Source organism: Oribacterium sp. oral taxon 078 str. F0262, assembly GCF_000160135.1.
In the GTDB taxonomy this organism is placed as follows: domain Bacteria; phylum Bacillota; class Clostridia; order Lachnospirales; family Lachnospiraceae; genus Oribacterium.
Map to the genome: position 1 here is coordinate 52,669 of NZ_GG729936.1, position 26,729 is coordinate 79,397.

At 56.8% G+C, this 26,729-nt stretch carries 24 protein-coding genes and 3 tRNA genes; 4 read left to right on the forward strand and 23 right to left on the reverse strand.

Features of this window, described 5'->3' with window-relative positions; all coding sequences use genetic code 11:
• Positions 1–313: 313 nt before the first annotated feature.
• Genes GCWU000341_RS10325 through GCWU000341_RS10350 form a run of 6 tightly spaced genes read right to left on the reverse strand, consistent with a single transcriptional unit; the run spans position 314 to position 6,153 of the window.
• Complete coding sequence (locus tag GCWU000341_RS10325; RefSeq protein WP_009215942.1) at positions 314–1,465, reverse strand: tRNA(Met) cytidine acetate ligase; 1,152 nt, start codon at positions 1,463–1,465, stop codon at positions 314–316.
• 9 nt (positions 1,466–1,474) lie between these two features.
• On the reverse strand, positions 1,475–2,272 hold the full coding sequence (locus GCWU000341_RS10330) for an MBL fold metallo-hydrolase (protein WP_009215943.1): 798 nt from the start codon (positions 2,270–2,272) through the stop codon (positions 1,475–1,477).
• Positions 2,214–2,822 (reverse strand): dephospho-CoA kinase, encoded by a 609-nt coding sequence (gene coaE, locus GCWU000341_RS10335; RefSeq protein ID WP_009215944.1) that lies wholly within the window; start codon positions 2,820–2,822, stop codon positions 2,214–2,216. The genes GCWU000341_RS10330 and coaE overlap by 59 nt, the downstream gene beginning before the upstream one ends.
• Entirely contained in the window at positions 2,816–3,127 is a 312-nt protein-coding gene (locus GCWU000341_RS10340; protein ID WP_009215945.1) for a hypothetical protein, read from the reverse strand. The genes coaE and GCWU000341_RS10340 overlap by 7 nt, the downstream gene beginning before the upstream one ends.
• 18 nt (positions 3,128–3,145) lie before the next feature.
• Positions 3,146–5,749 carry a DNA polymerase I gene (gene polA, locus GCWU000341_RS10345; protein ID WP_009215946.1) on the reverse strand — a complete coding sequence of 868 codons (2,604 nt, stop codon included), beginning with the start codon at positions 5,747–5,749 and terminating at the stop codon, positions 3,146–3,148.
• 14 nt (positions 5,750–5,763) lie between these two features.
• Positions 5,764–6,153 (reverse strand): anti-sigma factor family protein, encoded by a 390-nt coding sequence (locus tag GCWU000341_RS10350; protein WP_009215947.1) that lies wholly within the window; start codon positions 6,151–6,153, stop codon positions 5,764–5,766.
• Positions 6,154–6,222: 69 nt separating this feature from the next.
• On the opposite strand from GCWU000341_RS10350, the gene GCWU000341_RS10355 reads away from it, so the two are divergent.
• A tRNA-Leu gene (locus tag GCWU000341_RS10355) sits at positions 6,223–6,301 on the forward strand.
• Positions 6,302–6,350: 49 nt separating this feature from the next.
• On the opposite strand, the gene upp is transcribed toward GCWU000341_RS10355, so the two are convergent.
• The 9 genes from upp to GCWU000341_RS10400 form a co-directional block, all read right to left on the reverse strand.
• Positions 6,351–6,992, reverse strand: coding sequence for a uracil phosphoribosyltransferase (gene upp / locus GCWU000341_RS10360; RefSeq protein ID WP_009215948.1), 642 nt, complete (start codon positions 6,990–6,992; stop codon positions 6,351–6,353).
• Positions 6,993–7,066: 74 nt separating this feature from the next.
• Positions 7,067–7,900 carry a hypothetical protein gene (locus GCWU000341_RS10365; protein ID WP_009215949.1) on the reverse strand — a complete coding sequence of 278 codons (834 nt, stop codon included), beginning with the start codon at positions 7,898–7,900 and terminating at the stop codon, positions 7,067–7,069.
• The gene (locus GCWU000341_RS10370) at positions 7,897–8,595 is read right to left on the reverse strand and encodes a UDP-N-acetylglucosamine pyrophosphorylase (RefSeq protein WP_009215950.1); all 699 of its coding nucleotides are present in this window, start codon (positions 8,593–8,595) and stop codon (positions 7,897–7,899) included. Before GCWU000341_RS10370 ends, GCWU000341_RS10365 begins: the two co-directional genes overlap by 4 nt.
• A gap of 24 nt (positions 8,596–8,619) precedes the next feature.
• A complete protein-coding gene (locus GCWU000341_RS10375; protein ID WP_009215951.1) occupies positions 8,620–10,554 on the reverse strand; it encodes a DNA topoisomerase in 1,935 nt (644 codons plus the stop codon).
• Complete coding sequence (locus GCWU000341_RS10380) at positions 10,551–11,615, reverse strand: aldose epimerase family protein (RefSeq protein WP_009215952.1); 1,065 nt, start codon at positions 11,613–11,615, stop codon at positions 10,551–10,553. Before GCWU000341_RS10380 ends, GCWU000341_RS10375 begins: the two co-directional genes overlap by 4 nt.
• Positions 11,612–12,964, reverse strand: a complete 1,353-nt coding sequence (locus GCWU000341_RS10385; RefSeq protein WP_009215953.1) for an HlyD family secretion protein — start codon at positions 12,962–12,964, stop codon at positions 11,612–11,614. Before GCWU000341_RS10385 ends, GCWU000341_RS10380 begins: the two co-directional genes overlap by 4 nt.
• 1 nt (position 12,965) lies before the next feature.
• Complete coding sequence (locus tag GCWU000341_RS10390; protein WP_009215954.1) at positions 12,966–15,317, reverse strand: ABC transporter permease; 2,352 nt, start codon at positions 15,315–15,317, stop codon at positions 12,966–12,968.
• A 3-nt stretch (positions 15,318–15,320) separates the two neighbouring features.
• The gene (locus GCWU000341_RS10395; RefSeq protein WP_155812835.1) at positions 15,321–16,055 is read right to left on the reverse strand and encodes an ABC transporter ATP-binding protein; all 735 of its coding nucleotides are present in this window, start codon (positions 16,053–16,055) and stop codon (positions 15,321–15,323) included.
• 159 nt (positions 16,056–16,214) lie between these two features.
• On the reverse strand, positions 16,215–16,739 hold the full coding sequence (locus GCWU000341_RS10400) for an NUDIX hydrolase (protein WP_009215957.1): 525 nt from the start codon (positions 16,737–16,739) through the stop codon (positions 16,215–16,217).
• Positions 16,740–17,526: 787 nt separating this feature from the next.
• Between GCWU000341_RS10400 and GCWU000341_RS10405 the strand changes: the two genes are divergently transcribed.
• Positions 17,527–17,955 (forward strand): hypothetical protein, encoded by a 429-nt coding sequence (locus GCWU000341_RS10405; protein WP_009215960.1) that lies wholly within the window; start codon positions 17,527–17,529, stop codon positions 17,953–17,955.
• A 14-nt stretch (positions 17,956–17,969) separates the two neighbouring features.
• Here the strand turns inward: GCWU000341_RS10405 and GCWU000341_RS10410 are convergent, their stop codons facing one another.
• From GCWU000341_RS10410 to GCWU000341_RS10440, 7 genes are all read right to left on the reverse strand, one after another.
• Positions 17,970–19,271 (reverse strand): UvrD-helicase domain-containing protein, encoded by a 1,302-nt coding sequence (locus GCWU000341_RS10410; protein ID WP_009215961.1) that lies wholly within the window; start codon positions 19,269–19,271, stop codon positions 17,970–17,972.
• 53 nt (positions 19,272–19,324) lie between these two features.
• Positions 19,325–20,266 carry a DNA-directed RNA polymerase subunit alpha gene (locus tag GCWU000341_RS10415; protein ID WP_009215962.1) on the reverse strand — a complete coding sequence of 314 codons (942 nt, stop codon included), beginning with the start codon at positions 20,264–20,266 and terminating at the stop codon, positions 19,325–19,327.
• Positions 20,267–20,478: 212 nt separating this feature from the next.
• Complete coding sequence (locus GCWU000341_RS10420; RefSeq protein ID WP_009215963.1) at positions 20,479–20,745, reverse strand: helix-turn-helix domain-containing protein; 267 nt, start codon at positions 20,743–20,745, stop codon at positions 20,479–20,481.
• A 168-nt stretch (positions 20,746–20,913) separates the two neighbouring features.
• Positions 20,914–20,986, reverse strand: a tRNA-Thr gene (locus GCWU000341_RS10425).
• 26 nt (positions 20,987–21,012) lie between these two features.
• Positions 21,013–21,095: transfer RNA gene (locus GCWU000341_RS10430), tRNA-Leu, on the reverse strand.
• A 45-nt stretch (positions 21,096–21,140) separates the two neighbouring features.
• Positions 21,141–22,607, reverse strand: coding sequence for an aminotransferase class I/II-fold pyridoxal phosphate-dependent enzyme (locus tag GCWU000341_RS10435; protein ID WP_009215964.1), 1,467 nt, complete (start codon positions 22,605–22,607; stop codon positions 21,141–21,143).
• Complete coding sequence (locus GCWU000341_RS10440; protein ID WP_081443194.1) at positions 22,573–23,034, reverse strand: winged helix-turn-helix transcriptional regulator; 462 nt, start codon at positions 23,032–23,034, stop codon at positions 22,573–22,575. Before GCWU000341_RS10440 ends, GCWU000341_RS10435 begins: the two co-directional genes overlap by 35 nt.
• Positions 23,035–23,190: 156 nt before the next feature.
• Between GCWU000341_RS10440 and GCWU000341_RS10445 the strand changes: the two genes are divergently transcribed.
• Positions 23,191–23,988 (forward strand): amidohydrolase family protein, encoded by a 798-nt coding sequence (locus GCWU000341_RS10445; RefSeq protein WP_009215966.1) that lies wholly within the window; start codon positions 23,191–23,193, stop codon positions 23,986–23,988.
• Here GCWU000341_RS10445 and GCWU000341_RS10450 read toward each other — a convergent pair.
• Positions 23,966–25,642, reverse strand: a complete 1,677-nt coding sequence (locus GCWU000341_RS10450; protein ID WP_040654254.1) for a M3 family oligoendopeptidase — start codon at positions 25,640–25,642, stop codon at positions 23,966–23,968. The two genes, GCWU000341_RS10445 and GCWU000341_RS10450, sit on opposite strands and share 23 nt — an antisense overlap.
• A gap of 175 nt (positions 25,643–25,817) precedes the next feature.
• On the opposite strand from GCWU000341_RS10450, the gene GCWU000341_RS10455 reads away from it, so the two are divergent.
• The gene (locus GCWU000341_RS10455; protein ID WP_155812837.1) at positions 25,818–26,585 is read left to right on the forward strand and encodes a hypothetical protein; all 768 of its coding nucleotides are present in this window, start codon (positions 25,818–25,820) and stop codon (positions 26,583–26,585) included.
• Positions 26,586–26,729: the final 144 nt, after the last annotated feature.

Consider the following 26,729-nt stretch of genomic DNA (forward strand, 5'->3'; position numbering starts at 1 on the left):
CGCTTCCTGCTCATGTCGGGGCGCGCCCCAAGCTCTGCCGCCCTGCTTTCTGCAAGCAGCCCGCAGGGCGGAGAGTTCTTTGCTCTGCGCATTATGATTCCCGGATTGCTCCGCGCTCTGCGCTCCCGCAATCCGCCCCTTCATTCGCACTCCGCGGGGCCCCTCCCCCGCTTCCTGCTCATGCCGGGGCGCGCCTCAAGCTCTGCCGCTCTGCCCTCTGCAAGCAGCCCGCAGGGCGGCAGAGCTTGGGCGCTGTAATCATATTGTACACTAGTTTCTGTGGAATTTCTACATTGCGGAGGAGTATTTGGGCTTATCTTCGGACGAGAAGCAGTTTTTGCCGCAGTTCTTCCGGGGCATCCGGATAAATCTGCCGGTAAAGGGAAGCGCCGAGGAGGTCTGTCCGCATCGAAAAGTTCTCTCCGAGGAAGGCGTCCCGCCGAAGGGCTCTCCCGGGTGAGACTAAAGGAGGTCTTTTGAGGGCGCCGAGCATTTCCCTCCCCTCCTCGCTCACAGAGAGGATGCGGAGGAAGGGCGCATAGCCTCTCTCCCTCTCTCTTTGGTACTCCTCCGATCGGATGTCGAGAAGGATGTGGAGGAGAGCCCGGGAGATCCTGCTCCAGGTGTAATTCTTCCCCTTTGCCCTTTCGATCCGCTCCCGAAAACGAAGTCTCTCTCCGGCTCTCTCCAAAATGCGGGCGGAGAGCTCCCCGGAGACATCCTGAAATTCTGTGAGCGGGATCTTGGAATGGCGGAGCAGAAGGAGGCGGTAGGAGAGCATCTCCGAGAGCATGTCAAGCTCCGCGTAGCAGCGGTGTCCGCAGTCCCTTCCGCAGCTTTCCATGATATCCTCCCGGATCGAATGCGCGCTCCGAAAGCGCATATTTCTGGGAATCAGACGGAAAGGAAAGGGATTTCCGAGGCTTTTCAGAGCCTTCAGATATTCCAGCCCGAGGAGGTCATTCGGAGAGAGGGCGAGGGAAAGCCCCGGAAGGAATTCGGACAGGGCCTTCTCCCTCGCGCGGGGAAAGCTCTGCCCCTTTCGGAGACCATCTCTCAACCGGGCGGAAAATGCTGTCCCCTCCCGATCCTCCCGGAGCAAAAAGGATGCGATCTCCTCCAGTCTCTCTCTCCTTCCGCTCTCCGAGCCAAAGACAAGCTCATCGACGATGCCGCAGTCCGACAGCATCGAGATCCCGCTCCGCGCGAAATCCTCCGCGGAGGATACGGAAAAGCAGAGCGGCATCTGAAGAAGGAGGTCGACGCCGCCGAGGACCGCCTTTTCCGCCCGCTCGTACTTCGAAAAAAAGGCGGGCTCCCCCCGCTGTACGAAGTCCCCCGACATCACGGCGATCACATAGTCTGCGCCGCATTCCTCCTTCGCTGTTCTGAGAAGATAGCGGTGTCCCTCGTGAAAGGGATTAAACTCCGCCACAACTCCGATCACTTTCTTCCCCCGGAACATCTTCTCTCCCTAAAACTCTATGATTTCGGAGACCGCATGTCTCTTCGCGACACTGATGGAAAGCCCCTCGGAGCGGTTCCCGCTCTCCGATCGGTCGATCACCTCCCGCACCGTCCGAAGGGCAAGCTCCGGAAGATTGTTCTCCTCCGAGAGATGCCCGAGAAAGATATGCTTTAGTCCGGGATGCAGGATGGTATCGATGAGCTTCCCGGAGATCTCGTTGGAGAGATGTCCTTTGTCCGAAAGAATCCTCCGCTTAAGGGGAAGGGGATAGGGTCCGTCCGCGAGCATCCTCGGATCATGATTTGCTTCGATCAGGACAGCGTCCAGATCTCTGAGATGCCCGCAGATGTAATCGTCGAAATGTCCCAGATCCGTCGTCACCGCCGCGCATTTCTCCCCCGATCGGACGCGGTAGGCGACGGGGTCCGCCGCGTCGTGGTCGATGGAGAAGGGGAGAATCTCCAGGGAAGCGATCCGGATGCTCTGGTCCGGCAGGATCGGATGGAGAAGGCCGCGGTCGAAGTCGCCGAGGCTCTTCGAGAGCAGTGTCTCCCGAAGCGTTGCCAGGGTCCCGTAGATCGGAATTCCGTACCTCCTGGAGATCGTCCCGACCGCTCGGATATGGTCGATATGCTCATGCGTCAGGAAGATCCCGTTGATATCCGAAAGAGAAAGGGAGAGCGCGGAGAGCCCCTCCGTAATCGCCTTCTGCGTGACGCCGACATCGATCAGAATATGCGTCTCCTCATCTCCGATATAGCTTGCATTCCCGCTCGAGCCGCTTGCAATGCTCGTAAATCTCATCCCTTGTTTCCTCTTCCGATCCCGAATTATCCAGCGTCCAATCCGAAAGTCTCCGGTATTCCTCATCACTTCTCTGGCTGTCGATGATCCGCTCCGCGTAGGTTCTGCTGTAGCCCCTTCCCTCCCGGAGGCGGGAGATCCGGACCTCCCGCTCTGCATAGACAAACCAAACCTCTGTACAGGCGCGGAGAAAATGCTCCTCCGGAAGCGCCGTCTCCACCGCGAGGCTCTCCCCCCTCTCCCGGGAAAGGAGCATCCTCCGCTCGACCTCCTGCCAGACGGCGGGATGTACGATCCCCTCGACCTCTTTTCGAAGCGCCATATCCCCGTAGATCCGCTCCGCAAGCTTCCTTTTATCGATTCCCTCTCCGGATGCCGTCCCGATATCCGGAAGGAGACGGAGCAGGGCATGAAAAACCGGATTTCCCCTCTGATAAAGGTCTCCTGCGACCTCATCCGTGCGAAGGCCGCATACGGAGAAGTCCCGCTCCAGGATGGTGAGCACCGTGGATTTTCCGCTCCCGACGCCCCCGATCACGGCGATCAGCATCCCCCCTCCTCTCCCGGCCCCGCGCTGTCAAAATATCCGGCCTTCTGCTCGTTCAGCCACTGCCGCGCTCTCTCAAGGCCCTCCTCCGAGAACGAAAAACGCTCCCTTTTCTTCCGGCTCTCCTCCGTGTGCTCAAAGGCATAGGGCTCCGGCCAGACGGTTGCGAGAAGCTCGCTCCTCTCCTCCCCGTCCTCTCCCGAGGCGCTCTTCTCCAGGCGATAGCGCATCCCCTCCGAGGAGCCCGTGAAGCAGCTCTTTTTCAAAAAGCCGATGTGCATGATATCCTCTGCCGTGATTTCTTTCAAAAGGACCTCCCCGCTCTCTCAGTGCGCTTCTTCCCAGTTCCTTCCGCGCTTTGCGTCCGCAATCAGCGGAACCCGGAGCTTTGCGGCGTTTTGCATCGAAAGGATGAGGAGCTCCTCCACCTGATCCGCCTCCTTCTCGGGCGTCTCCAATAAAAGCTCATCGTGGACCTGCAGCACAATGCGGGCCCGGAAGGCTCCCGCCTTTAAGGCGCGGGAAACCTCGTTCATCGCCTTCTTCATGATATCCGCCGCGCTCCCCTGGATCGGCGAATTCATCGCAACTCTCTCCCCGAAGCTCCTCCTCGCAAAATTCGAGGAACTGATATCCGGCACGGGGCGCTTCCTGCCGAAGATCGTCCGGACATAGCCCTGCTTCCTCGCAAGCTCCACCTCCCCGTCCAGGAATTTCTTCACGCCGGGATAGGTCTCAAAATATCTCTCGATATACTCCTTCGCCTCCTGCCTGGAGATGCTCAGACCCTCGGAGAGCCCGAAGGCGGAGATCCCGTAGACGATCCCGAAATTCACGGCCTTCGCGTTTCGCCGAAGCTGCGGCGTAACCTCGGAGAGCGGAACATGGAAGACCTCGGAGGCCGTCACCGCATGGATATCGTCCGCATTCTGATAGGCGCGGATCAGCTTTTCATCCCCGCTCAGTGCCGCGAGGATGCGAAGCTCCACCTGGGAATAGTCGGCATCGATGAAGATCGAGCCCTCCTTCGGGATGAAGACTCTCCGGAAGCGCCGCCCCATCTCCGTCCGGATCGGGATGTTCTGAAGATTCGGATCCGTCGAGGAGATCCGTCCGGTCGCAGTCACCATCTGATTGAAGTGCCCGTGGATACGCCCGTCCTCCCGGATCCAGGAGAGAAGCCCCTCTGCATAGGTGGAATTCAGCTTGCTGTAGGTGCGGTACTCCAGGATATCCGATGCAAGCTGGTTCTCCTCGGAGAGCTTCTCCAGGACATCCGCCGCTGTGGAATATCCCGTCTTCGTCTTCCTCCCCCCGGGGAGCCCCAGCTTTTCAAAGAGGATCTGCCCGAGCTGCTGCGGGGAATTCAGATTAAACTCCTCCCCCGCCTCCCGGTAGATTCTCTCCCGGATCTCCCCGATCTTCTCCCGGAGCTCCGCACCATAGGAGAGGAGGGCCTCCCGGTCGACGAGAATCCCGCTCTCCTCCATCTCGTGCAGGGTGAAGACCAGGGGGAGCTCGATCTCACGGTAGAGCTCCCTCTCCTTCTTATCGAGCCGGGAGAGAAGCTTCTTCCCGCTGAGAAGGGAGAGGAAGGCGCGGTACTTTCCCGGCCTCTCCGAATCCCCGAGCTCCTTCTCAGAGGGGAGGAGGAGCCCGAGATAATCCCTCGATAGGTCATCATAGTCATAGCTGTCCTTTAAGGGATTCAGGAGATAGGCCGCAAGGGACAGGTCCTGCCAGTTCCCCTTCTCGGATATTTCGGTCCGGGAGAGCTGCTCCTTTAAGGACAGGGTATAGAGCAGGGTCTTTTCGGAAAGCGCATTCAGCTTCTCCCCGAAGGGGAAGCCGTGAAAGCGGTAGAGCCGGTCCTTCGAGAGGGCAAAGTAGAGGACCTCCTCATCCTCCTCTCTCGCTAGGAAAAAGCCGGCTGAGGCGGCATTCTCCGCATCCGAAAAGACGATCCCGAAGAGGTAGGGATCCGTCACATCCCGGCATTCCGGAAGGGAGAGCGTCCCCTCTCCCTCCCCCTTTGAGAGCAGTCCCTCGTCAAAGCGCTTCACGAGGGATTTAAACTCCAGTCTTCTGACCATCGCAAGGGATTCCTCGTTAAAGAGATTCTCCACCCGGGCATCCCGGAAGTCAAAGTCGATCGGAACCTCCAAAAAGATCGTCGCGAGAGTCTTTGAGAGTCTGGCGGAGTCCCAGTGCTCGAGAAGCTCCTGCCCCGCCCGGGGCTTCCTCGGGACCTTGAAATCCTCCTCCAGCGCGTGCTCCTTCGCATTCTCTATCGTATGATAATGCTGTATGATCCACTCCGCCGTCTTCGGCCCCATGCCCGGCACACCGGGGATATTGTCCGAGCTGTCCCCCATCAGCGCCTTCAGATCGATGAACTCCTCCGGACTCACCTTCCACTCTGCCCTGACATCCTCCGGGAAATAGCTCAGTATCTCCGTCTGTCCGCGGCTCGTCTTCGGCAGACTGATCTTGATGCGGGTATCCGCGAGCTGGAGGAGATCCCTGTCGCCGGACACGATGACGACTTCTTTCCCCTCCTTCTGCATGCGCTTTGCGATCGTACCCAGGATATCATCCGCCTCATATCCCTCCTTTTTCAGAATCGGGATATGCATGCTCGAGAGCAGCTCCTGCATCAGCGGCACCTGCTCCCTGAGCTCCTCCGGCATCGCCTTCCTCGTGCCCTTATATTCCGGAAAGAGCTTATGGCGAAAGGTCGGCGCGGGCAGATCGAAGGCCACCGCGAGGTGATCCGCCTCCTCCAGCTCCAGCTCCTTCAAAAGGATATTCAAAAAGCCGTATACGGCATTCGTATGCTTCCCCTCGGAGTTTGTGAGCTCCGGGATGCCGTAGAATGCGCGGGACAGGATACTGTGCCCATCGATCAATAAAAGTCTGTTCTCTGACATGGAACCTCCAGGCTCTAAACGAAAAAAAAGAGGCAGGATAATACAGGATATCGGAGCTCAATGCCGTGTTTTTGCAAAAGGATCCTCCCCAGGAGAAGCAATGCCAGAACAAGGCTCCAAAAGACCGCGGTATCCGCCGCGTAGCGCCCTGTCGTGAGCATGGACAGGCGGATCAGATGGAAACGGGACTGCTCCAGACTCTTCCGAAAGGCCCGGTCCAGATTCAGATCATCGTCCTCATTCTCCAGCTTTTCCACGCCGGTGTACACCATATGCGTGATCTTAAGCTCCTCCATACACTCCGGGCAGTCCTCAAGATGGGAGAGAAAATCCCGCAGCGTGCGCTCATCCAGATCCCTGTTCAGATAATCATACATGCACTTTCTCGCCTCGAGACAGTTCATCCCATCGCCTCCCGGAGTACTTGCAAAATATCCCAAAGTATGCTAATTTAATTCCGCTGTTTTCAGCGGGCCGCCATGGCGGAATGGCAGACGCACTTGACTCAAAATCAAGCGGGAAACCGTGCCGGTTCAAGTCCGGCTGGCGGCATGGAGAGCGATCGGAGTAATGACCGCTCTCTTTTTTCTTCCCATTTTGCCTACTTTGTGCCGAAGATCCGGTCCCCCGCATCCCCGAGTCCCGGGCAGATATAGGCATTTTCATTGAGACAGCGGTCCAGATTTCCCACATAGATCTGGACGTCGGGATGAGCCAGAGAGAGCGCCTTGATCCCCTCCGGCGCCGCGATGATGCACACGAACTTGATCTTCCGGCCGCCGTGCCTCTTGATCTGTGTGATCGCGTCGATCCCGGAGCCTCCGGTCGCAAGCATCGGATCGCAGACCACAATGGTCCTCTCCTCTATGGGATTCGGGAGCTTACAGAAATACTCCACGGGCTTATGCGTCTTCTCATCCCGGTAGAGGCCGATATGCCCGATTTTCGCCGAGGGCACCAGGGCCGTGAGCCCGGACACCATGCCGAGCCCTGCCCTGAGGATCGGAACCACCGCGAGCTTCCTTCCGGCGATCACCTTTGTTTCCGTCTTCTCGATCGGCGTCTCCACCTCCACGCTCTTCATCGGAAGATCGGAGAGCGCGACGAAGCCCATCAGCATCGCGATCTCCTCGACCAGCTGGCGGAATTCATTGGTACCCGTCCTTTTATCCCGCAGAATCGAAATCTTATGCGTGATCAGAGGATGATCCAGCACATATACATTTTCAGGAAAGCCATCCATTTAAAAAACGCCTCCTCTTCCAAGCTCCTTCTCCTCTTCCGCTCCTCGGATTTTCACATCCGCGGAAATCCCCTCTACTTCGTCTCCGGCTCAAAGCGGATCAGTACATAGCCGCCGAGCTTCTCCGGCAGCGGGACGGAGAAAATGATGTTCCCCTTCATCGTATAGAAGAAGCTCTCCGTCTTCGGATCCCCCGAAAAGGCCTGCTTCGAAAAAAGCGAAATGTAGTAGGAGCGGTCCTTGGAATGCAGGTAGTTCAGGATCTCTCCGCTCTCCGACGCATTCTTCTCTTCGAAAAGCAGATCCTTTCCCAGCACATATTCCGCAGCGGTCTCCGGCTGGAGGAAGTCCTTTAGGTGAACGGACTCTCCCGTCTTTAAATCTACGGTATCCGCAAAAAAGATTTTCGTCTTTCCGTTTAAGAGCCCGCTGTAGATCACGCCGAGACGGCTCCGGTCCAGTGTGTTCTGCCTGCAGGAAAGCTCCAGCTTGTCCTTTGTCGCATCGATCGGATAGGCCTTCACAAAGCTGTCCACATGACTTTTTAAAAGTGCGTTGACCTTATCCTGCTGCGCGCTGTCCTCCATGCCGGAGAGGACGGGATACTGCAGCTTCACCCCGTCGGAGAGGCTCTCCGTCTGCATCGAAAGCTCATAGCCTCCCTGCTCTGCCCTGCTCTTTTCCGCGGCGATTCCCTCTGCCCTCTCCGGCGCGCTGCTGCTGCTCTCCGCCCTCTCTTCCCTGTCTGATTCGTCTCCCGGCTGCACGGTCTGCACCGCGGCCGGACTGCTGTGGATGCTCTTCATCGCGTCCGTATCCGTCTTTCTCGTCATCCTCATAAAAATCAGTGCGCCGCCGAGCACCACTGCCGCTGCCGCCGCCGCTCCCGCAACTACCCGATTGTTCATATCTCCCTATGTCCTTTCTCTCCTGTTCTTTTCCGCGCGATCTCTCCCTCACGCTTATAGATGGAGTCGGCATCCACTGTCCCTCGCACGGAGCTCAGAGGATAGATGTTCGTATTCTTTCCGATGCAGCAGCCCGGGTTCAGGACAGAGCCGCAGCCCACCTCCACAAAGTCCGAGAGTATGGCCCCGAGCTTCTTGAGTCCTGTCTCAATCTCCCCGTCCTCCGCATGCACAAAGACCGGTCTTCTGTCCGATTTTACATTGGAGGTCAGAGAGGCAGCTCCCATATGGGAGCGATAACCCAAGATCGAGTCGCCGATATAATTGTAATGCGGAACCTGCACAGAGTCAAAAAGGATCGAATTTTTCAGCTCACAGCTGTTCCCGATCACACAGCCTCTCCCGACGAGGACGCTTCCCCTTAAGAAGGCGCAGTGCCGAACCTCGGTCTCCGGGCCGATCAGGATGTGGTCCGAAAGAAAGGCAGAATCATAGACTCTTGCGCTCCGGTGAATCCAGACGGTCGGGCTTCGCTCCTCATACTCCGAGGGAGGGAGCTCCCTGCCTATCCTCTCGATAAAGGCGGAGAGCTCCGGAAGCGCCTCCCAGGGATAGCGCTTCCCCTCAAAAAGCTCCGCCGCCTGAGTATAGCGGAGCTCGAACATTTTTTCAATCCGAAGGTCATCCTTCTTCACTTTGCTTTCCTCCCTCTTTCCGCTTTAAAGGCGCATTGCCTTTACCGCATTTGTCTTCGACCGGACGAAGCGGTCGAGCTTCGCCATATACTCCTCCTCCGTGATCTTCCCCTCCGCCACATAGGAGAGTCCCTTCTCCCAGGATGCCGTGAGCTCGGGATTCAGAAGCTGCCGGATCGAGGCCCGAAGCGCCGCTGTGACAAGCTCCCCGAGCTCTGTCGGAAAGAGAAGCTGCGTCTTTTTCTGAAGCTTAAGATATCCGATCCTCTCGAGCTTTGTGAGGATCGCCGCCCGGGTGGCCGAGGTCCCGATGCCGGATCCCCGGATCTGCGCCCGGAGCTCCTCATCCTCAATCAGATTCCCCGCGTTCTCCATCGCAAGGATCATGCTCCCGGAGCTGTAGCGCTTTGGGGGCGAGGTCTCTCCCTCCTTCAGCGTAAGGCTCCGAAGGACGAGCTTTTGCCCCTTTCGAAGCTCCTCTCCAAAAGCCTTCCCCTCTCCGCTCTCCTTCCCCTCTCTCTCCTTCTCCTCTCCGTCCCCGAGGATCCTGAGATAGCCGGGCTCCCGGAGCGAGCGGGAATTTGCATAGAAGCTCTCCCCGGCACATTCGATCCGAAGGGAAAGCCTGTCGTAAATTGCGGGCGGATAGAAGATCGAGAGAAATCTCCTGACGATAAGATCATAGATCCTCCGGCTGATGGGAGAAAGGGCCGAAAGCTCCCTGAGACCCTGCCCTGTGGGGATGAGGGCATAATGATCACTGATCTTTTTATCATCCGTATAGCGGCTCTTTTCGATCCTTTGATACTGATTCCCCGCGAGGATCTCCTCCGCATACTTTTTGCAGGGCGGATAGGAGAGAAGCCCCCTCAGATTCTTTTCTATCTCCCGCGCGACCGCGGAGGAGAGCACTCTCGCATCGGTCCTGGGATAGGTCGTGAGCCTCTTCTCGTAGAGCTCCTGCACCGCGGAGAGCGTCCCGTCGGGATCGATCTTCAGGATGCGCGCGCAGTCATTCTGAAGCTCCGCGAGATTATAGAGGAAGGGGGGATTCTTCGTCTCCTTCTTTTTTTCGACAGAGCGAAGGACCGCCTCTCTCGGAAGGGGGGAAAAGGAGGCCGCGAACTCCTCCGCGCGTTCCTTTCGGAGAAAACCGCTCCCCTTATAGAGCTCCGTCATCCGATAGCGCTCCGAGTCCTCCCGGCCCCGAAACTCCGCCTTCAGAATCTCTCCTCCCTCTGCCTCTGTCCCAAAGTCCCCGAGAAGCTTATAAAAGATGGTCTTTTGAAAGCTCCGGATCTCCTCCTCCCTCCTCACGAGCATGCCCAGCACGCAGCTCATGACCCTCCCGGCGGATACCACCGTATTCTTCTTCCGCCCGAGCCTCCTGGAGATCTCCTTTCCGTAGCGGAGGGTTAAGACGCGGGAGAAGTTGATCCCCATAAGATAATCCTCCTTCGCCCGGGAAAAGGCAGCGGCGGAGAGACAGTCATAGTCCGATTCCGGGCGGGCCTCCCGTATCCCCCTCAGGATCTCCGCCTTCGTCTGAGAGTCGATCCAGACCCTTCTCCTCTCCTTGTCCTTGACGCCGGCCTCCCTCTCCACCAGGCGGTAGATATACTCTCCCTCTCTCCCGGAGTCCGTACAGACATAAATCCGTTTGACATCCTCCCTCTTTAGGAGGGAGGAGACGATCTCAAACTGCTTCCGCACGCTCCCGATCACCTCATACTTGAATTCCTTCGGGATGAAGGGAAGACTGTCAAAGCGCCACTGCCGGAGCTTCTCATCGTATTTTTCGGGATAGGACATCGTGACCAGATGCCCCACGCACCAGGTCAGGATATAGTTTTCCGTCTCCAGATAGCCGTCCCGCCCGGAGCCCTTTGGCTTAAGCTCCAGAGCCTCCGCGAACTGCCTCGCGACGGAGGGCTTTTCTGTGATAAAAAGCTCCTTCATTTTCTCCTCTCCAGCGTAAAGCGGTAGCTGCTGACACTCTCCCAGCGCTCTCCTCCCCGCAGAATGGGACTTAGGAAACTCCTTTGGTTCACGCTGTCCGGATAATACTGCGTCTCAAAGCAAAAGCCCGATCTTCTGCCGTAGTCCTTCCCGCCCTTTCCGATTCCTTTCGCGTCCATGGAGTTTGCGCTGTAGAACTGAAGGCCCGGAAGGTCAGTGCGAAGCTCCAAGCCGATCCCGGATTCCTCCGAACGGGCCCGGGCGGCGAGTCTCTCCTCCCTCCCGCTGCCCCTTAAGCAAAAGTTCTGATCATAGCCCCCGGATATGCGAAGAGGCGGGAAATCCGCCTCAATCCGCTCTGATATCCGTCTTTCCTCCCGAAAGTCCAGCGCTGTCCCGTCCAATGGCGCGATCTCCCCGGTGGGGATGGAGGAAGAGTCGGTCGGCGTATAGCAGTCCGCAAAGATCTGCACATACTGCCCTCCGATACTGCCGCTCCCCTCTCCATTCAGATTAAAATAGGCGTGGTTTGTCGGATTGAGCACCGTATCCCGGTCTGAGATCCCGAGATAACGGATGGACAGAAGATCGTCCTCAGAGAGCGTATAAGAGACGGAGAGCTCCAGGGACGCGGGATAGCCCTGGTCGCCGTCCGGGGAATGGAGGGAAAAGCAGACGGAATTTTCCTCCCGGGGAAGCTCCGCCCTCCAGAACCTCCGCCCGTAGTAATCCGGGCCGGAGTGAAGGTTGAAGTCTCCCCCGGCGTTCCGCCCGAGGGAATACTGAATCCCGTTCAGGGAAAAGCCCGCTCCTCCGACCCGGTTTGCATTCCGGCCGATAATCTCCCCCATATGCCCCGGGTTTTCGGGAAGATGCTCCGCTCCTCCGACTCCGAGGAGGATGTCGCGAAATTCTCCCTCCCGGTCCCGAACTCTCATGCCGTGCCAGATCGCGCCATAGTCCAGAAAGGACGCCTCTGTGCCCCTCCCGTTTCGAAGAAGATAGCGGAAGACCTCCCTTCCATCCGGAAGTCTCCCAAAGGAATCCCTTTTTACCGTCATTTCTCCGTTCCTTTCCCTTTCTCTTTTTCTCCCTGGCTCTTCTGCTTCCCCCGAAGCCTCACACCGTCCCGGATGCCCTTTGCTCCGGCATCCCGGATCAGCTCCTCGCCCTCCTCGATGCCGCTCTCAATGACGGCATTTCCTCCCGCCTCATAGGAGAGGCTCAGCTCCCTTTTCTGCGCTCTTCCGGACTGAAGGACATAGGCAAAGTGCTTCTCATTTTCCTCGAATACCGCCTCCGCGGGGATCGTTAAGACATTCTTTCCCTCGTAGCTTCGAAGGCGAAGCGTGAGGCCGTAGCCGTCCCTCCCGGAGAGCGCGGAGCTGTCCTTTAGAGAGACCCTCAGCTCCACACGGTACTCATCGCTTCCGAGAGCGGACACGCCCTTCTCCGCATAGCCCCGGATCTCCGCGATTTCTCCCTCGAAGTGCTCCTCGCTCCCCCTGAGCTTCAGCTTCACATCGACCGGATCTCCGATCTGAAGGAGGGGGGCGACGGAGGAGAGGACCTTCGCACTGACATACGCTTCCCCGCTTCCCTTGATCCGCACCGCCTCCTGTCCCGCGGAGATCACCGAGAGATCCCGGATGGGAAGGGCGGTGATGATCCCCGCGCGGTTCGCCCGGACACTGGCCTTCCCGATCTTCTCATCGAGCTGAGAAAGGGCCGCGTTCAAGGCGTCAATCTTGGACTGGAGCGCCGCCCGGTCCGCGCCGTAGAACTGCTCATTCAGCTTTTTCCCGCTGATTCCCTGCTTTTCGAGCTCCCGGAGGGACTGACTGCTCCTCTCATAGCGCGCCCTCGCCGTCTCCGCATCGCTCTTTGCCTTCTCATAGGCGGCCCTGGCCTTCTCCCGGTCCGCTTCGGAGATATCGCCGCTCTGAAAAAGGCTCTCCGCCGCCCGGTAGTCCTTCTCCAAAGCCGAGAGCGCCGCGTCCGCGGATTCCAGCTGGGATTTCAGATTCCCGATGTACTCCTCCGGGGAGGCCGTCATGAGAGGATCCAGCTCCGCCTTTTGGAGCTGTGCCTCGAGGGACGAAAGCTCCGCTCTCTGCTGATCCCTTTGGTAGATATAATCCGTTTCGTCCAGCTGAAAAAGCTCCGTTCCGGGAGAGACCTCCTGTCCCTCGGAGACAAGCACTGCCTTGACCGGGGCGGAGAGCTCCGAGATCACGGAATAACTGTCTCCGAAGGAGAGCGTCCCGTCCTCCGTGATGTAATCCTCCACATCCCTTCTCTCCGCCCGGACTGTTTCCACCTCCTTCGGCAGTGTGCGGAAGAAGATGACGAGGACAAGGAGCAGGAGAAGCGGCAGGAGAAAAAGCCATTTTCTGTTTTTTTTCAGCATATCATTCCCTCTCTTTCAGAGCTTCTGTGAGCGCGGTTTTCAGGATCAGGCGAACAGAGCTTCGCCAGGAATAGAGACTGATCAGGAGGCAGAAGAAGGCGGAGCTCAGACTCGGCATGAGGTAAAAGTGAAAGCTGATGGAGTAGGAGCTCGACTGCATGCTGAGCTCGAGAAGCCTCCGGAGCATATAATTTCCGGGAAGCCCCAGGATAAGGCCCAGGAGAAGGAGGAGAAGCTGCTCGATGAAAAGCATCCTCCCAAGCTCCCCTCTGCTGGATCCCATGAGGCGAAGCGTCACAAGCTCAAGCCTCCTCTCCCGGATATTGATCATGCTGATCTGATAGATGAGGATTCCCGCCGCGAGAAAGGACATGAAGGCAAAGGCATTCATCATGATGGAAGTGCTCTTAAGCATTCTCTCGTAGCTCTCCCGGACCTCCTGCATGTCCGCGACCCAGCGGAGTCTCTTCGCTCCTCTGACGCTCTCTCTCAGCCTTTCCCTCTCCCCGGGGGCCGCCTTCAGGAGGAGCTTATTTGCCATGCCGTCTATCCCGAGCACATCCGGAAAGGCTGAGAGCGCGAGATAGGCTCCGCTTCCGAATTCCTCCGATACGACCTCTGTCACGAGGACTTTCCTCCTTCCGCCGCGGACACCGGAAAGTTCCAGCTCCACCCGCTCTCCGGCGGATGCATGCAGCTTTTTCGCCAGACTTTCACTCAATATCACGCCGTTTTTCGGGGGAGAGAGATGTCTCCCCGAGCGATCGAGGATGCGGCGAAGAGAAGAGCCCGGATTTAAACCCGTGACGATGCTGTACTCCTTCCGGGAGCCCTTGTAGAAGACGGCCGGAAGCTGAGATATGGCCTCTGAGACCCTGGCGTCGGAAAGCTCCTCCCCCGCTCCCGCCACTCTCTCCGGACTCTGGTAGTCCCATAGCTCCATCTGAATATCATAGCTCTCCGTCCCCACAAACTCCGTGTCCAGCATGTGCTTCAGCACCTCCGGAAAGGAAAAAAGCGCAGAAGAGAGCGAGAAGGAAAAGGCGACCGCCAGCACGATGAGGGAAGAGCGGAAGGGATTTCGCAGCATGGAACGGGCAGCCAGGCGGTCGAAAAGTGTCGGAAGCATGCGTTCCAGACCTGCCATACGGAATACCCTCTGCTTCCCCCCGCTCTGCTGGCGCATCGCCGCGGCGGGACTGATGCGGAGGATCTCCTTTACGCCGAAAAAGACCGCGAGCACCGCCGCCCCGGAGGCAAGAAGCAGGGAAAAGATTCTGGAGGAGAGGATGTCCCGGTATTTTGGCTCCGGGAGGTTGAAATACTGGCAGTAGATCGAAAAGATGTAGCGGCCGAAAAAGCCCGCAAAGAAGCTCCCCAGCAGGGCGCCGAAAAAGCCGATCCCGAGTCCCAGGAAAAGATAGGACGAGATCAGCTCCCGATCGCTTAATCCCAGAGCCTTCATCCCTCCGATCAGCATGCGCTCCCGCTCCAGCATCTTTCGAAGGACGATATAGAGCATAAAAACAGAGATCATAAGAAAGATAAGGGGGATCAGCGTGCCCGTGCCCTCGAGCTCCTCTAACTCCTCCTGTACCCTGTTGTTGCTGCTTTGATCTTTCCTCTCGAGGATGCTCTGAAGCCCGTAGGGAGCGAGTCTCTCCTCGAGCTCATGGCGGATATCCTGAAAATCTATCCCCGGCTCCAGGCGGAAGGAAAGCTCCGTCAGATTCTCTGTCCCCAGGAGCTTCTGCATATCCGACTTTTCGATCATCGCGATATCATAGCTGGAGCCGTCCGGGACCATGGAGCCGCTGGGCGGAACCGAATAAATGTAGTCCGGCTGCCGGAAGCTCCCGCGGTAGCTGTAGCTGTGACTTTTCCCCTCGACAAGGAGGCGGAGCTCCGTCCCCCGAGAGTAATGATAGCTGTCCTCCATCCTCTCTCCGAGGAGGATCTCCCCCTCCTCCGGGGCTCCCGCCGAGAACTCCGGGAGATTCTCCCTGTCCTCCCTGTCATAAGAGAGGAGGTGAACAGAGACGATCTTTCCCTCCTTCTCCGAGAGATCGGAAATCAAGCGGAAATCCCCCGCGATCCTGCCGGAGGCCTCCGCTATGCCGGGGATGTCCTCCAGCCCCATAAGCTCCGCCTCTCCGATCCCGGTGACAGTGGCAAAGACCTCGCCGAAGCAGCTGTCCCGATAGTAATCCGAGATCTGATCCTCCAGATTCTGAAAGACATCGAAAAAGGAGACCAGCACGAAAATCCCGAGCGCAATGATGAGGAGCGCGCCGAGCAGGGAGGAGCGGTTTTTCAGAGCGAGCCGAAATACATTTTTTCGAAAACTTCTCATCGCCTACCACTCAATCTCTTCCGGCGGGAGCGGAGAGGCATTCCCCTCCTCCCGCTCGATCAACCCGTCCTTAAAGTAAATGACCCGATCCGCCATCTTCGCAATATTCGCATTGTGCGTGATCAGTACAACCGGCTTTTGATAGCTTCTCGAAAAGTCATAGATCAGGCGGAGAACCTGGATGCCGGTCTTGGAATCCAGCGCCCCTGTCGGCTCATCGCAGAGCAGAATATCCGGATTCTTGCAAAGCGCCCTCGCGATCGCGATCCGCTGCTGCTCTCCGCCGGAGAGACGATTCGGAAAATGGGAGGACCGGTCCGAGAGCCCGACCTCTTTGAGGAGCTCCTCCGCCCCGATCGGATGCTCGGAGAGTTCCCCGGCAAGCTGAATATTCTCAAGCGCTGTAAGACCCGGAAGAAGATTATAAAACTGAAAGACAAAGCCGACATGCTTCCTCCGGTAAAGGGTCAGAGCATCCTGGTCCGACCAGTCGAGCGCCTTCTCCCGGTAGTAGACCTCACCGGAGCTCGCGGTCTCCGTCCCCCCGAGAATATTCATCATCGTGCTCTTTCCGGAGCCGGAGGGACCCAGAATAACGATGAGCTCCCTGCCGTAGACTGAGAGGGAAACGCCCCGAAGTGCCGTGAGCGTAAGTTCTCCCAGACGATATTCCTTCTTGATCTCTCTCGCGCGGAGCACGGGGATCCCGCGCTCCTCCCTCTCTCTGATTTCCGTCATGCCCCTCCTGTTTTCCAAAATGAATCTCCGGGCCGGAAGTTCCGGCGCCATTTTTATACCGAAAAAGTCGAGCTTTCTCCCGCCGCAAGCAACAGTACATGAGAAATTTTCAATAATATCCGTATAAACGCAGGCCGGAAGCAGCAGCGCATCCGCATATCAGCGCAAGCTTTCCGCATCTCCGATCGGGATTCGCTTTCCGTCCAGCGCGGCCTCCTTCAGCCCTCCTCTCCCATCGTAGCGAAGCTTCAGGGAGAAAAAGGGATGCTCCTCTGAGAGAAGCCGCAGAAAGATCCTGTCTCCCTCCCAGAGCGGAAGCTCCGAAAGCTTTTCGATCGGCACCCATTCCAGCACGCCTTCCTCACAGTCTGTCAGCTCTCCGTGAAAAAGGGAAGCCGTGTATAAAAACATATATTCCGTGACGCCGTCCCCGGAGAGAAAGGTCACGATGCCGCGGAGCCGATACTGATCCAGACAGTATCCGGTCTCCTCCCGGACCTCCCGGAGCAGGCATTCCTCCGGACTCTCGTCCTTCTCGAAGTGCCCGCCCACGCCGATCCATTTTCCCGCGTTGACATCCTCCTTCTTCCGCACCCGGTGGAGCATCAGATAGCTTCCGTCCCGCTCGATATAGCAAAGCGTGCTGAGCACGCCGTCCGCAAATCTTCTCTCCTCTTTTCTCATAAAGTTCCCTTTCAAAGCGAGGGGAAGGCCGAGCCCTCCTCCGGAAGAAAGTACCCTACCGCTTCCGCCCTGCCCGTGCTATACTCTCCTCATGCGGTGCCGGCAGACATCTGCATTTCATTCCGCCCGGCCGCTTTGTTCTGTGTCGGGCGGACAAACGGCAGAAAGGGCGGCAGCTTGATAGCTCTATGCCGATGTCGTCCCGCCAGATTGTCAAATGCCATTGCAGGGCGGAACAGTGAGCATAAGTCTTATGCGGTATTCGCATTCCGGACCTGCCGCCCAGCCGCTTTGTCTGTCCGCACACAGGCCGTCTGCCGCCCCGGCGTTTAGCGATTTGGTCTTTTAAAATCGCTTATGCGCCGCTGGCTGCGGCAGTCGGAGTGAGAACGTCCTGTGTCGGGCAGACGAACGGCAGAAAGGGCGGCGGCTCTATAGCTCTATGCCGATGCCGTCCCGCCAGATTGTTAAATGCCATCGCAGGGCGAAACAATGAGCATAAGTCTTACGCGGTATTCGCTGCTGCCGCAGCTCCTATACCGCTGACAGGTATTCGCATTCCACGCTGCAAAAAGCAGCAGCGCTTCATGCTCATACCTGTTGTCCCGTCAAATAGTCAAATGCTCCTGCAAGCAAGCTTGCCTCGCATTTGACTGCTTGACGGAGACTTATGCAGTATAATCGATTTCTCAGTCAACGTCCATAGCAGTGAACTATAGTAGAGAACTGTAGTAAAAAACTGTAGTAGAAATCTGCAATAGAGAACCATAGTGAAAAGGAGTTCCTGATGAATTACCGCATCATGCATGAGACGGAGCGTTCTCTCCGCCTTCGTCTCCGTTATGCTCCCCTCGGAGAGTCCGAGGAAGCACTGCTTCGCTTCCGGCTTCAAAAGCTGCCCTCCGTGCGCTCTGTCTCCTTCTTTCGGCAGACCGGAGGCATCCTGATCTCCTTTTCCGGAGGAAGGGAAGAGATTCTCTCTCTCCTTCTCCGCGGGGAGGAGGAAGAGCTGCGCCGCTCCGCGCGCTGTCTGGATTTCCTCACGAATCTTTTAGAGAAGAATGCTCCCGAAAAGAAGGAAGCAGTCCTGTCCCCCAGTCTTAAAAAGCGGCTCCGCTCGGAGATTATCACAGAAGCCTTCATCGATCTCCTGCTCCCGATGCCGATCAGCATGGCCTACCATGTTTTCAAGTTTCTGGAGCTGGAAAGGATGTGAGAAGCCTCCTCTGCCTAAGGACTTCCGAGCTCTTCGATCCTGTAGGAAGAGCAGGGAAACCAGACCCGCTTCCCGGGTCCGAGCAAAAAGATAAGCGCATGCTTCGCCCGCGTGGCCGCGACATATTCCAGCCTTGTGAGCTTATCCTCTCTGCTCCCTTTCTCATCGGCCTCTCCCTCTGCTCTCTTCCGCTCTTTTCCTCCTCCCGGGAAGGCCCGTTCCCTCTCCCCGCGGATTTTTCCTTCGCCGGTCACGATCACGACATTGGCATTTAAGCCCTTTGAGCAGCGGGCCTCCAGTACGGGGATCCCCGTCCTCTCACAGGACGAAAGAGCTCTCCGGAAAAGCTGAGTTCGGCTCCGGTCCGGACAGAGCACGAGATAATCCTTCTCCCGGAGGGCCGGATACTTTTTGTCGAGGTGTTCCATGAGCTCCTTTAAGAGAGCGGCTTCGGAGAGCTCCTCTTCCCGCTTCCTTCCCTCCTTCTCAGAGGGCGGAGATCCCGGATAGCGGTAGATCCCGGTCAAAGAAAAGCTCCTTCCCCCCGGGATCTGGCAAGAGTGCATCTCCAGGTGATCCTTCATTTTCTCCCGGAAATTCTCATTGACCCAGGAGACGATCTCTCCGTTTGCCCGATAGTTGTCCAGGAGCACGATCACGCTGGCATTCCTCTGCCTCTCCATCCGCTTCCTCATCTCCCAAAAGGCGCTGAGTCCCCCCTCACCCGACTGAAAGATCATCTGTCTCGGGTCCCCGACCATAAAAAGCGAATTTTTCCGAAGTCTTCCTCTCCGGTCAGAGGCCAGCGTAAGGAGAAGCCTCTGCTGCACGCGGTCCAGATCCTGTAGCTCATCCGCATAAATCTTCCGAAACCGTCTCCGAAGTCTTTCCATGAGCTCCGGTCTTTCGCGGAGAAGCTCCAGGACCCGGCCGGGGAGCTCACGGCGGGCCGGAATATCCTCCTCGGTATAGGTCTCCAGCACCCAGCGGCAGAACGAGTAGATCGTCTGAATCCTGATCTCGGAGAGCTTCTGCCTGCTTTTTTGCAGGAGGGCATTGCCCCTGGATTCTCCGTTCAGCTCCCGGTAGAGATGCTTTCGGATCTTCCTTCGAAACTCCCGGACGGCCTCCCTCGTGAAGGCGAGGAGAAGGAAGGAGGAGAGCTTCTCTCCCGCCTTGATCTGCGAAAGAATCCTCCGGGAAAGAAGCGTCGTCTTCCCGATGCCCGGCCCCGCGATGATGAGAAGGTTGTCCTCCGCATTTTGGATGTAATCCCTCTTCTGCTGCTCGCTCCAGCTCTCCTTCGGTCTCTCCATCCCCTCCTCCCGAATAAGAAAGCGGGAGGAATCCAGGATTCCCCTCGCCGCTTTTACTCCACCTTAGACGCAAGACTGAGTCCCATGCTCTCCAGCTTATTCAGAATCTCATCCAGTGATTTCCTGCCCATATTCCGCACCTTCATAAGGTCGTCCATCGTCTTCTCACAGAGATCCTCTACCGTGTTGATGCCGGCCCGCTTTAAGCAGTTATAGGAGCGCACACTGAGTTCAAGCTCATCGATGCTCTTGTTCATCTCGTCCTGGACATCCTCGACCGCTGTATTCCCCGGCAGAAACGGCTCCTTCACCGTATTGTCCATGTCGATGAAAAGCTGCAGATGCGTCTGCATGATCTTCGCCGCGAGAGAAACCGCATCGTCCGGCGCCAGCGTCCCGTTCGTCATGACATCGAGGACCAGCCTCTCGCTTCGGCCAAGATCCTTTACGGAGACATTGACCTTTGTGACCGGCGTATAGACCGCATCCACTGCGATGACTCCGATCGGAAGCTCGCTGTGGTCCCGCGTATTCGCGCCGTCATAGCCTCTCCCCTTTGTGATCTTCATCTCCATGTAGAGCTTCGCATCCTTCCCGGAGAGCGTCGCGATGACCTGCTCCGGATTGACGATCTCAATCTCCGAGCTCACCCGGATATCCGCTGCCCGGATAACGCCCTCTCCGGCGTAGTCGATATAGGCCATCACCGCCTCATCACTGGACGAGGTATTCCGCACGGCCAGCTTCTTCAGGTTCATGATGATCTCCGAGACATCCTCCTTCACTCCCGCGATAGAAGAAAACTCGTGATAGACACTCTCTACCTTCACCTCACTGATTGCCGCGCCGGGCATGGAGGAGAGCAGGATTCTCCGAAGAGAGTTGCCAAGCACGGTCGCCTCACCCTTTACCAGGGGCGCACACGAAAATCTTCCAAATCTTTTGTCTTCAGAAAGCTCAATGACCTCCAACTCCGGTTTCCTGTAATTTTCCATCTACTTAACTCCTGATTCCTTCCTTTTAATCCCCGATCTCCGTCGGGGAAGGCCCGCGGCTTTCAGCGGTCCCTGACAATCCTCTGCTTCGGAACCGCGATTGAGAGAATCCACCGCGCTGCCTCGGGCTTTTGGCGCATTATTCTGATTTCTCCCGCCGACTTTGAATATTATCCGCTATTATACATAGTTCTGTCAATATATGCATTTGTTTAGGCAGCCATTCCCCCGCCCTCCAATCCCTTCGCCCTGCCGCTGCTTCGGACGAGAATTTCCTCCATTGGAACCGAAAGAAGGAGACTCAGGGCATAGAGATTCTCAAGGCTCGGAAGCGTCCTCCCCTGCTGCCAGCGGTAGACCGCCTGAGGCTCCAGGAATCCCATAAAATCGGCGATATCGCGCACCCGGATTCCCCTCTCCCTTCGAAGCTTTGCAATGTTCCGTCCGGTCGCTTTCACATCAATCCGTGGATATTCCATCTTCGTTTCCCTCCTCTCAGAAAATATTTTCCTATCTTAATCTATCATACTCGAATCAAGCCAGTTTTTGTCCCTTATTTTTTTCTTAATTCCTCATAAGCTTCTTATAATAATTCATGAAAACAGAAGACAGCTCCGAGGTCCTAAAACCAGGGAGCTGCCAAGCAAAGCTGATGACGGGAATCGGACCCGTGACCTCCGCACTACCAATGCGACGCACTACCGACTGTGCTACATCAGCGCTTCTGAGTTTTCAAAAACTCAAAATGCAGAAGATGGGAGTTGAACCCACACGAGTGTTAGCTCACACGGACCTGAACCGTGCGCGTCTGCCATTCCGCCACTTCTGCGAACTTGGATATGATAGCATGGAAAAAAAATGCTGTCAATGGCTTTTATTGACAGACAAAGATCTCTCCGCTCTCCTCTCCGGATTCCGAAAAGCGGAGCCTATCCCCTGTCTCCGCCTCCCGAAGGATCCACCGGAGAAGCTCCTCCGTGATTCGCTCCCCCGGGGCGAGGACGGGGATCCCCGGCGGGTATGCATAGAGATATTCCCCGGAGATCTCTCCCAGGGAGCTCCCGATCGGAATGAGTCTGTGCGCTCTCTCCGCAGCTTCCCCGAGAGAAAGCGCAGACTCCGGGATGGGAAAAGCGCTCCCATAGAAGACACTCTCCCTCCCTTTCAAAAAAGGAGGAGCTATGTTCCTCTCGCGGAGAGAGAGCTCCCGATCCAGTGTCTTCATCGCATCGGAAAGACGCCGATAGGCCTCCTCCGGATCGAGCGGACTCGTCATCGCAAGGCAGTTTCTCCCAAGGCTCATCTCCGTCTCGATCGAAAAGCGCTCCCGGAGCGCTTCCGAAAGCACCGCACCGCTCATCCCCCGCTCTTTGCAGTGCAGTAAAAGCTTTCCCGGGTCCCGGTCAAAAAAGTGCCCCCCTCTCCTTCCCTTCAAAATAGAAAAATTTTGAAGCCCGGCGAGCTCCCTCTCGAAGGCGGCGAGGCAGCTTCCCCAGTGGGAAAAAAGCTCCTCTCCCCGGGAGAGAAGAAGCTCCGTGCAGCTGTCCAGAGAGAAGAGCAGCGGATAGGAGGGAGAGGAGCTCTCGAAGACCGCAAGGCGCCTCCCGACCTCCCTTTCCGATACAAGTTTGCTCTTCCAGTGCAGCCAGGCGGTCTGTGTGAGGCTTGGGAGCGTCTTATGGACGCTTTGCACGCAAAGATCCGCGCCGAGCTGGATCGCGGAACGCGGAAAAAAGCTCTTTCCTTCCCTCTCCAGCCCAAAATGCGCCCCGTGTGCTTCATCCACATAGAGAGGAACTCCCCTCTCGTGGCAAAGTGCGGCGATCGACTCGATATCCGAGACGATGCCCTCATAGCTTGGACTTGTCAGGATGAAAGCCCTGCTTTTCGGATAGCGCCGGAGAAGACGCTCCGCCTCCTCCGCCCGGACGCTCCCGAAGATCCCGAACTCCTCCTCCCAGTCCGGAAGGAGCCAATGCACCTTCAGGTTCCGAAGCTGTGCGGCATGATAGACGGAGCGGTGGCAGTTTCTCGCCGCGACCACCTCATCCCCCGGCCTTGTCATCGCGAAGATCCCCGCGAGATTTCCGCAGCTGCTCCCATTTACGAGATACCAGGTCCGCCCCGCTCCGTAGAGCTCTGCGCTCCGGCGCATCGCCCTGAGAAGCATCCCCGAGGCGTCGTGCAGATCATCCGTCTCCGGAAGCTCCGTCAGATCCACAGCATAGGGAAGGCCGTTATCAAAGAGCGCCGTCCTCTTATGCCCCGGCATGTGGAAGGGATAGCGCCCCTTCGAAAGATATGCCTCAATCTCCCTCTGCAATTCGCTCTTTCTCACCATCTCTCCGTTTCTCATCCCCGGAAGGCTGCGGAGAAGTCCCCCTCTCCGAGCCCATGGGAATCGTTGAGAGCTCCACTCCCTCCCCGGAAGCTTCTTCCCCTGCTGCGCTCTGAAGGCTCCTTCCGAAATCGCAAAGCGCGGAAAAGACGGCGGAAATCCCCCTTCCCTGATCCGTCAGGAAATATTCCACCGCGGGAGGCTTTCCGGGCCAGACATTTCTTCGGATAATTCCGAGCTCCTCCAGATCCCGAAGCTCCCTGCTGAGTGTCCTCGCACTGATCTCCCCGACTCTTCTTTGCATCTCGTTAAAGCGGAGCGGACCGCTTCTCCAAAGCTGCCACGCGATCCGAAGTCTCCACCTTCCGGATAAAACCCTGAGACCGAGCTCCATCGGACAGGAATCTTCTGCAGAGAGCGACACTGCCATTTCTTTTCCCTTCCTCAAAGGCAACTGTCGGAATGCTCCGCCCGGGACAAGCTTTTGACAGCTGCTAACCAAAATGTGCGTACTTGCTTCCCTCCGAAAAGGATGCTAGCTTCTCCTTGTTTCCTTTTCCCAGCTAAGTTCTGAAAGGAGAAAAGCATGATTATCGACAGTCACGAGCATGTCATTCTGCCGGCGGAGTCACAGCTTGAAAAGCTGAAGAGGGCGTCCGTGGACAAGGCCGTTCTCTTCTACACCACTCCTCATCCCGAGAAAGCAAAAAGCTATGGAGAATGGAAGGAGGAGATGGCAAAGCTCTTTCGGATTCTCGCCGGAGAAAACACGGAAAAGAGCAATTCCGAGAGAATCCACAGAGGAAATCAGGAGCTCCTCCGCTCCATCCGCGCCTTCCCCGAGCATTTCACCGGCTTCGGAGGGGTTCCGCTCGGACTCAGTCTCACGGAAACCGGAAGCTGGATCGAGGAGGAGATCCTCAGAAACGGCTTACGGGGGATAGGCGAGTACACGCCGGGCTCAGAGGAGCAGATCCGGCAGCTCGAGACCGTATTCCAGGCTCTGCAGGACCTCCCGGAGCTTCCGGTCTGGGTGCACTGCTTCCATCCTGTCACATCCTCCGGCCTTAAAATCCTGATAGAGCTCCATCAGAAATACCCGTCCGTCCCTCTCATTTTCGGTCACAGCGGCGGCTGGAACTGGCAGATGCTCCTGGAATATGCAAAAAGTGCAAAGAAAGCCTATATCGATACCTCGGCATCCTTCTCCTCTCTCGTTCTGAAAATGCTTCTCTCCGAACTTCCGGAGCGCTGCCTCTTCAGCTCCGATGCCCCCTACGGAGAGCCCCTTCTCTGCCGGCGGGGGATCGAATTCGCGAGTCCCGAAAAGTGGATCGCAGAGCGGGTGCTCGGGGAAAACATCAGAGAGCTTCTCTCTCTCTGATCCCCCTTGCGATATCCCTAAGGCAGCCCTCCTCAAAGGGATTTCTGAGACCGGCATCCCGAATCAGAACATCGAAAAAGTCGGAGGCCCCAGCCCTGCAGAGCTTCAGATAGCTCTCCCAGGCGGACTTCCAGTCCCTGTCCATCCAGTTTTTGTACTGAAGCGCGTCCGTCCCCGCGATGCAGTAGTCAATATAGTAGAAGGGGCTGTCATAGATATGATGCTGCTTTTGCCAAAAGCCCCCTTCCTCAAAGTAGGGATTCCCGCTGTAGTCAAGGTGCGGCTTATAGCGCCTCTCCAGATCCCTCCAAACTCTCCTTCTTTCCTTCGGAGAAAGTCCCGGGTCCTCGTAGACGATATTCTGGAACTCGTCCACCATCACTCCGTAGGGAAGAAAGCTGAGAGTCGCCTCAAGATGCATCCGAAGATAATCCTCCGCCCTCTCTCCAAAGAGAAGCGGCATCCAGGGCTCCGTGAAGAACTCCATGGACATCGAATGCGTCTCTGCGGTCTCCATCGTGAGGTCATTGTGCTCCCGGATCGGAAGATCCGCCGTGAGATAGCCCTGGAAGGCGTGCCCGCACTCATGCGTGATCACATCCGCATCCCCGGAGCTCCCATTGAAATTCGCAAAGATAAAGGGGACGCGGTAATCCGCAAGCATTGTCATATAGCCGCCGGTCCTCTTATTCTTCCGCCCGAGGACATCGAAAAGCTCCATCTCACACATGGTATTCATAAAACGCGCGGTCTCCGGCGAGAGCTCATCGTACATCCTCTTCCCCGCGGCAAGGATCTCCTCCGCTGTCCCGACCGGTCTGGGATTTCCGTTCGGAAAATAGATCCCCTCATCGATATAATTAAGCCTCGAAAGCCCGAGCCTCTCCCGCCGCCTTTCGTGCAGAAGCTCCGCGAGGGGCACGATCTCCTGCTCGACCTGCTTTCGGAAGGAACGGATCTCAGAGGGGCCGTAGCAGTTTCGGTTCATCCTGGCATAGCCGAGCGGAAGGAAATTCCCATGCCCCATCATCCGCCCCTGCTTCGTCCGGTTTAGAACCAATTTTTCATAGAAATCGTCCAGCTCTTCCCTGTGCTCCGAGAAAAAGGCCGTATATTTCTTCCAGGCTCTCTCCCGGACAGAGCGGTCCGGGCTCGTGAGATAGGGCTGCATGAGAGAGAGATTCAGCTTCTCTCCCTCCCAGTCGATCTTCGCGGTGGCGAGCAGCTTATTGTACGCTGTGGAGAGCGCGTTCTCCTCCTGCATGAGCGGAATCAGCTTCTCATCCATTGCCTCCATCGCGAGGGAAATGTTTTTAAAGGCCACTCTCCCGATCCTTTCCTCCAGGTAGGGGCGAAAGCGCGAGAAATAGAGCTTTTTCTGATATTCCACGACGAGATTCTGAAAGATCGGCATATTCCGGTCGTAATGCTTCTGCTCCTCCGAATAATACTCATCCGTCATATCGATGTCATTTCGGATCATCGCAAGATTCATCTCTGTGAGCACGTGGTTGCTGAGCCTGTAGTACTCCCTGTGGATCTCGAACTGCTCCTCCCCGGAGACCGCTCTCTCCATCCGCTCCATCAGGGAGTAAAAATCCTGCTTCAGCTTCTGAAAATCAATCCTCTCGTAAGGGATCTCTGAAAATTTCATCCTGCCTCCTTTTTTATGAGCTTCCGCCGCCAGGCGGGGACTCGTATCGTAAATCTTAATTTTTTCTCCTTGATTCCGCGGCAGCTTCCGGGATATCATGGTCTTTGTCACAACTTTTTTTCTTGACACGCTAATCTTATAGGGAAATGCGGAAAATGTCAAAATGGGAGGATTTATGAAAAAAGGAAAACTTTTGATTCTTTCACTCAGCGCAGTTTTACTTCTCTCCGCCTGCGGCGGGACGAAGGCCGCGGAAAGCAAGAGCGAAAAGCAGACAACGGAGGCAGAAAGCAAGGAAGCAGGCGGAAAGGACAAAGACAAAAAGGAGAGCTCAGGGGACGAGAAGAAAGAGTCCTCTTCTTCCAAGGATGAGAAGGGAGATTCGAAGGACAGCGGAAAGAATGAAAAGATCCGCGGAAAGCTGGATGGAAAGAGCTATGTCAACGAAAATCTCGGCATACGCTACACGCTCCCGGACGGCTGGTCCTTTGCGACAGAGGAGCAGCTGCAGCAGATGAACGGAGCGATCAGCGATACGGTCGACGACGAGACTCTCGCAAAGTCCCTGGAGAACGGCTCTGTCTTCGTTGAGCTCTACGCGGCAAACGCCGAGCTTTCGGATTCCATCAATATAACCATACAGAATGCGGGCATCGCCTTTGGTGTCGCAGGGAACGCCGAGGCCGCGATCGACGCCTCCATCGTCGTGGAGCAGAAGCTCTTTGAGCAGCAGGGCTTTACCGATGTCTCCGTCAAAAAGGGAGAGGGAAGCTTCGCCGGAAAGAGCATGAGCTGCATTGATGCCGTACTCGGAAAGGACGGGCTTACGCTCTATGAAAAGCAGTTTATCCTGAAGCAGGGGAACTATGCCGTGACCATCACAGCGAGCTCTGCCAATGAAAACCGGACAGAGGAGCTCATGAAGGCCTTTACCGAGAACTGATTCTCCTCTGTTCTATCTAAAAGGGACCGCCGCTTTTTTGCGGCGGTCCTTTTTCCGGCCTCTTTCCATCCGGTCTTCTTCTCTCTCCGGCTGAGTTCGCGTCTTCTCATGAGGCATGCTGTTCTGTTCTCTGTCCCTTCCGTT

What these genes read in the sequence shown, in the direction of transcription:
- GCWU000341_RS10325 (WP_009215942.1), bottom strand. Translation starts at nt 1,465, where the DNA reads ATGTTCCGGGGGAAGAAAGTGATCGGAGTTGTGGCGGAGTTTAATCCC.
- GCWU000341_RS10330 (WP_009215943.1), bottom strand. Translation starts at nt 2,272, where the DNA reads ATGAGATTTACGAGCATTGCAAGCGGCTCGAGCGGGAATGCAAGCTAT.
- coaE (WP_009215944.1), bottom strand. Translation starts at nt 2,822, where the DNA reads ATGCTGATCGCCGTGATCGGGGGCGTCGGGAGCGGAAAATCCACGGTG.
- polA (WP_009215946.1), bottom strand. Translation starts at nt 5,749, where the DNA reads ATGTCAGAGAACAGACTTTTATTGATCGATGGGCACAGTATCCTGTCC.
- GCWU000341_RS10350 (WP_009215947.1), bottom strand. Translation starts at nt 6,153, where the DNA reads ATGAACTGTCTCGAGGCGAGAAAGTGCATGTATGATTATCTGAACAGG.
- upp (WP_009215948.1), bottom strand. Translation starts at nt 6,992, where the DNA reads ATGGATGGCTTTCCTGAAAATGTATATGTGCTGGATCATCCTCTGATC.
- GCWU000341_RS10365 (WP_009215949.1), bottom strand. Translation starts at nt 7,900, where the DNA reads ATGAACAATCGGGTAGTTGCGGGAGCGGCGGCGGCAGCGGCAGTGGTG.
- GCWU000341_RS10375 (WP_009215951.1), bottom strand. Translation starts at nt 10,554, where the DNA reads ATGAAGGAGCTTTTTATCACAGAAAAGCCCTCCGTCGCGAGGCAGTTC.
- GCWU000341_RS10380 (WP_009215952.1), bottom strand. Translation starts at nt 11,615, where the DNA reads ATGACGGTAAAAAGGGATTCCTTTGGGAGACTTCCGGATGGAAGGGAG.
- GCWU000341_RS10385 (WP_009215953.1), bottom strand. Translation starts at nt 12,964, where the DNA reads ATGCTGAAAAAAAACAGAAAATGGCTTTTTCTCCTGCCGCTTCTCCTG.
- GCWU000341_RS10390 (WP_009215954.1), bottom strand. Translation starts at nt 15,317, where the DNA reads ATGAGAAGTTTTCGAAAAAATGTATTTCGGCTCGCTCTGAAAAACCGC.
- GCWU000341_RS10395 (WP_155812835.1), bottom strand. Translation starts at nt 16,055, where the DNA reads ATGACGGAAATCAGAGAGAGGGAGGAGCGCGGGATCCCCGTGCTCCGC.
- GCWU000341_RS10400 (WP_009215957.1), bottom strand. Translation starts at nt 16,739, where the DNA reads ATGAGAAAAGAGGAGAGAAGATTTGCGGACGGCGTGCTCAGCACGCTT.
- GCWU000341_RS10405 (WP_009215960.1), top strand. Translation starts at nt 17,527, where the DNA reads ATGAATTACCGCATCATGCATGAGACGGAGCGTTCTCTCCGCCTTCGT.
- GCWU000341_RS10410 (WP_009215961.1), bottom strand. Translation starts at nt 19,271, where the DNA reads ATGGAGAGACCGAAGGAGAGCTGGAGCGAGCAGCAGAAGAGGGATTAC.
- GCWU000341_RS10415 (WP_009215962.1), bottom strand. Translation starts at nt 20,266, where the DNA reads ATGGAAAATTACAGGAAACCGGAGTTGGAGGTCATTGAGCTTTCTGAA.
- GCWU000341_RS10420 (WP_009215963.1), bottom strand. Translation starts at nt 20,745, where the DNA reads ATGGAATATCCACGGATTGATGTGAAAGCGACCGGACGGAACATTGCA.
- GCWU000341_RS10435 (WP_009215964.1), bottom strand. Translation starts at nt 22,607, where the DNA reads ATGGTGAGAAAGAGCGAATTGCAGAGGGAGATTGAGGCATATCTTTCG.
- GCWU000341_RS10440 (WP_081443194.1), bottom strand. Translation starts at nt 23,034, where the DNA reads ATGGCAGTGTCGCTCTCTGCAGAAGATTCCTGTCCGATGGAGCTCGGT.
- GCWU000341_RS10445 (WP_009215966.1), top strand. Translation starts at nt 23,191, where the DNA reads ATGATTATCGACAGTCACGAGCATGTCATTCTGCCGGCGGAGTCACAG.
- GCWU000341_RS10450 (WP_040654254.1), bottom strand. Translation starts at nt 25,642, where the DNA reads ATGAAATTTTCAGAGATCCCTTACGAGAGGATTGATTTTCAGAAGCTG.
- GCWU000341_RS10455 (WP_155812837.1), top strand. Translation starts at nt 25,818, where the DNA reads ATGAAAAAAGGAAAACTTTTGATTCTTTCACTCAGCGCAGTTTTACTT.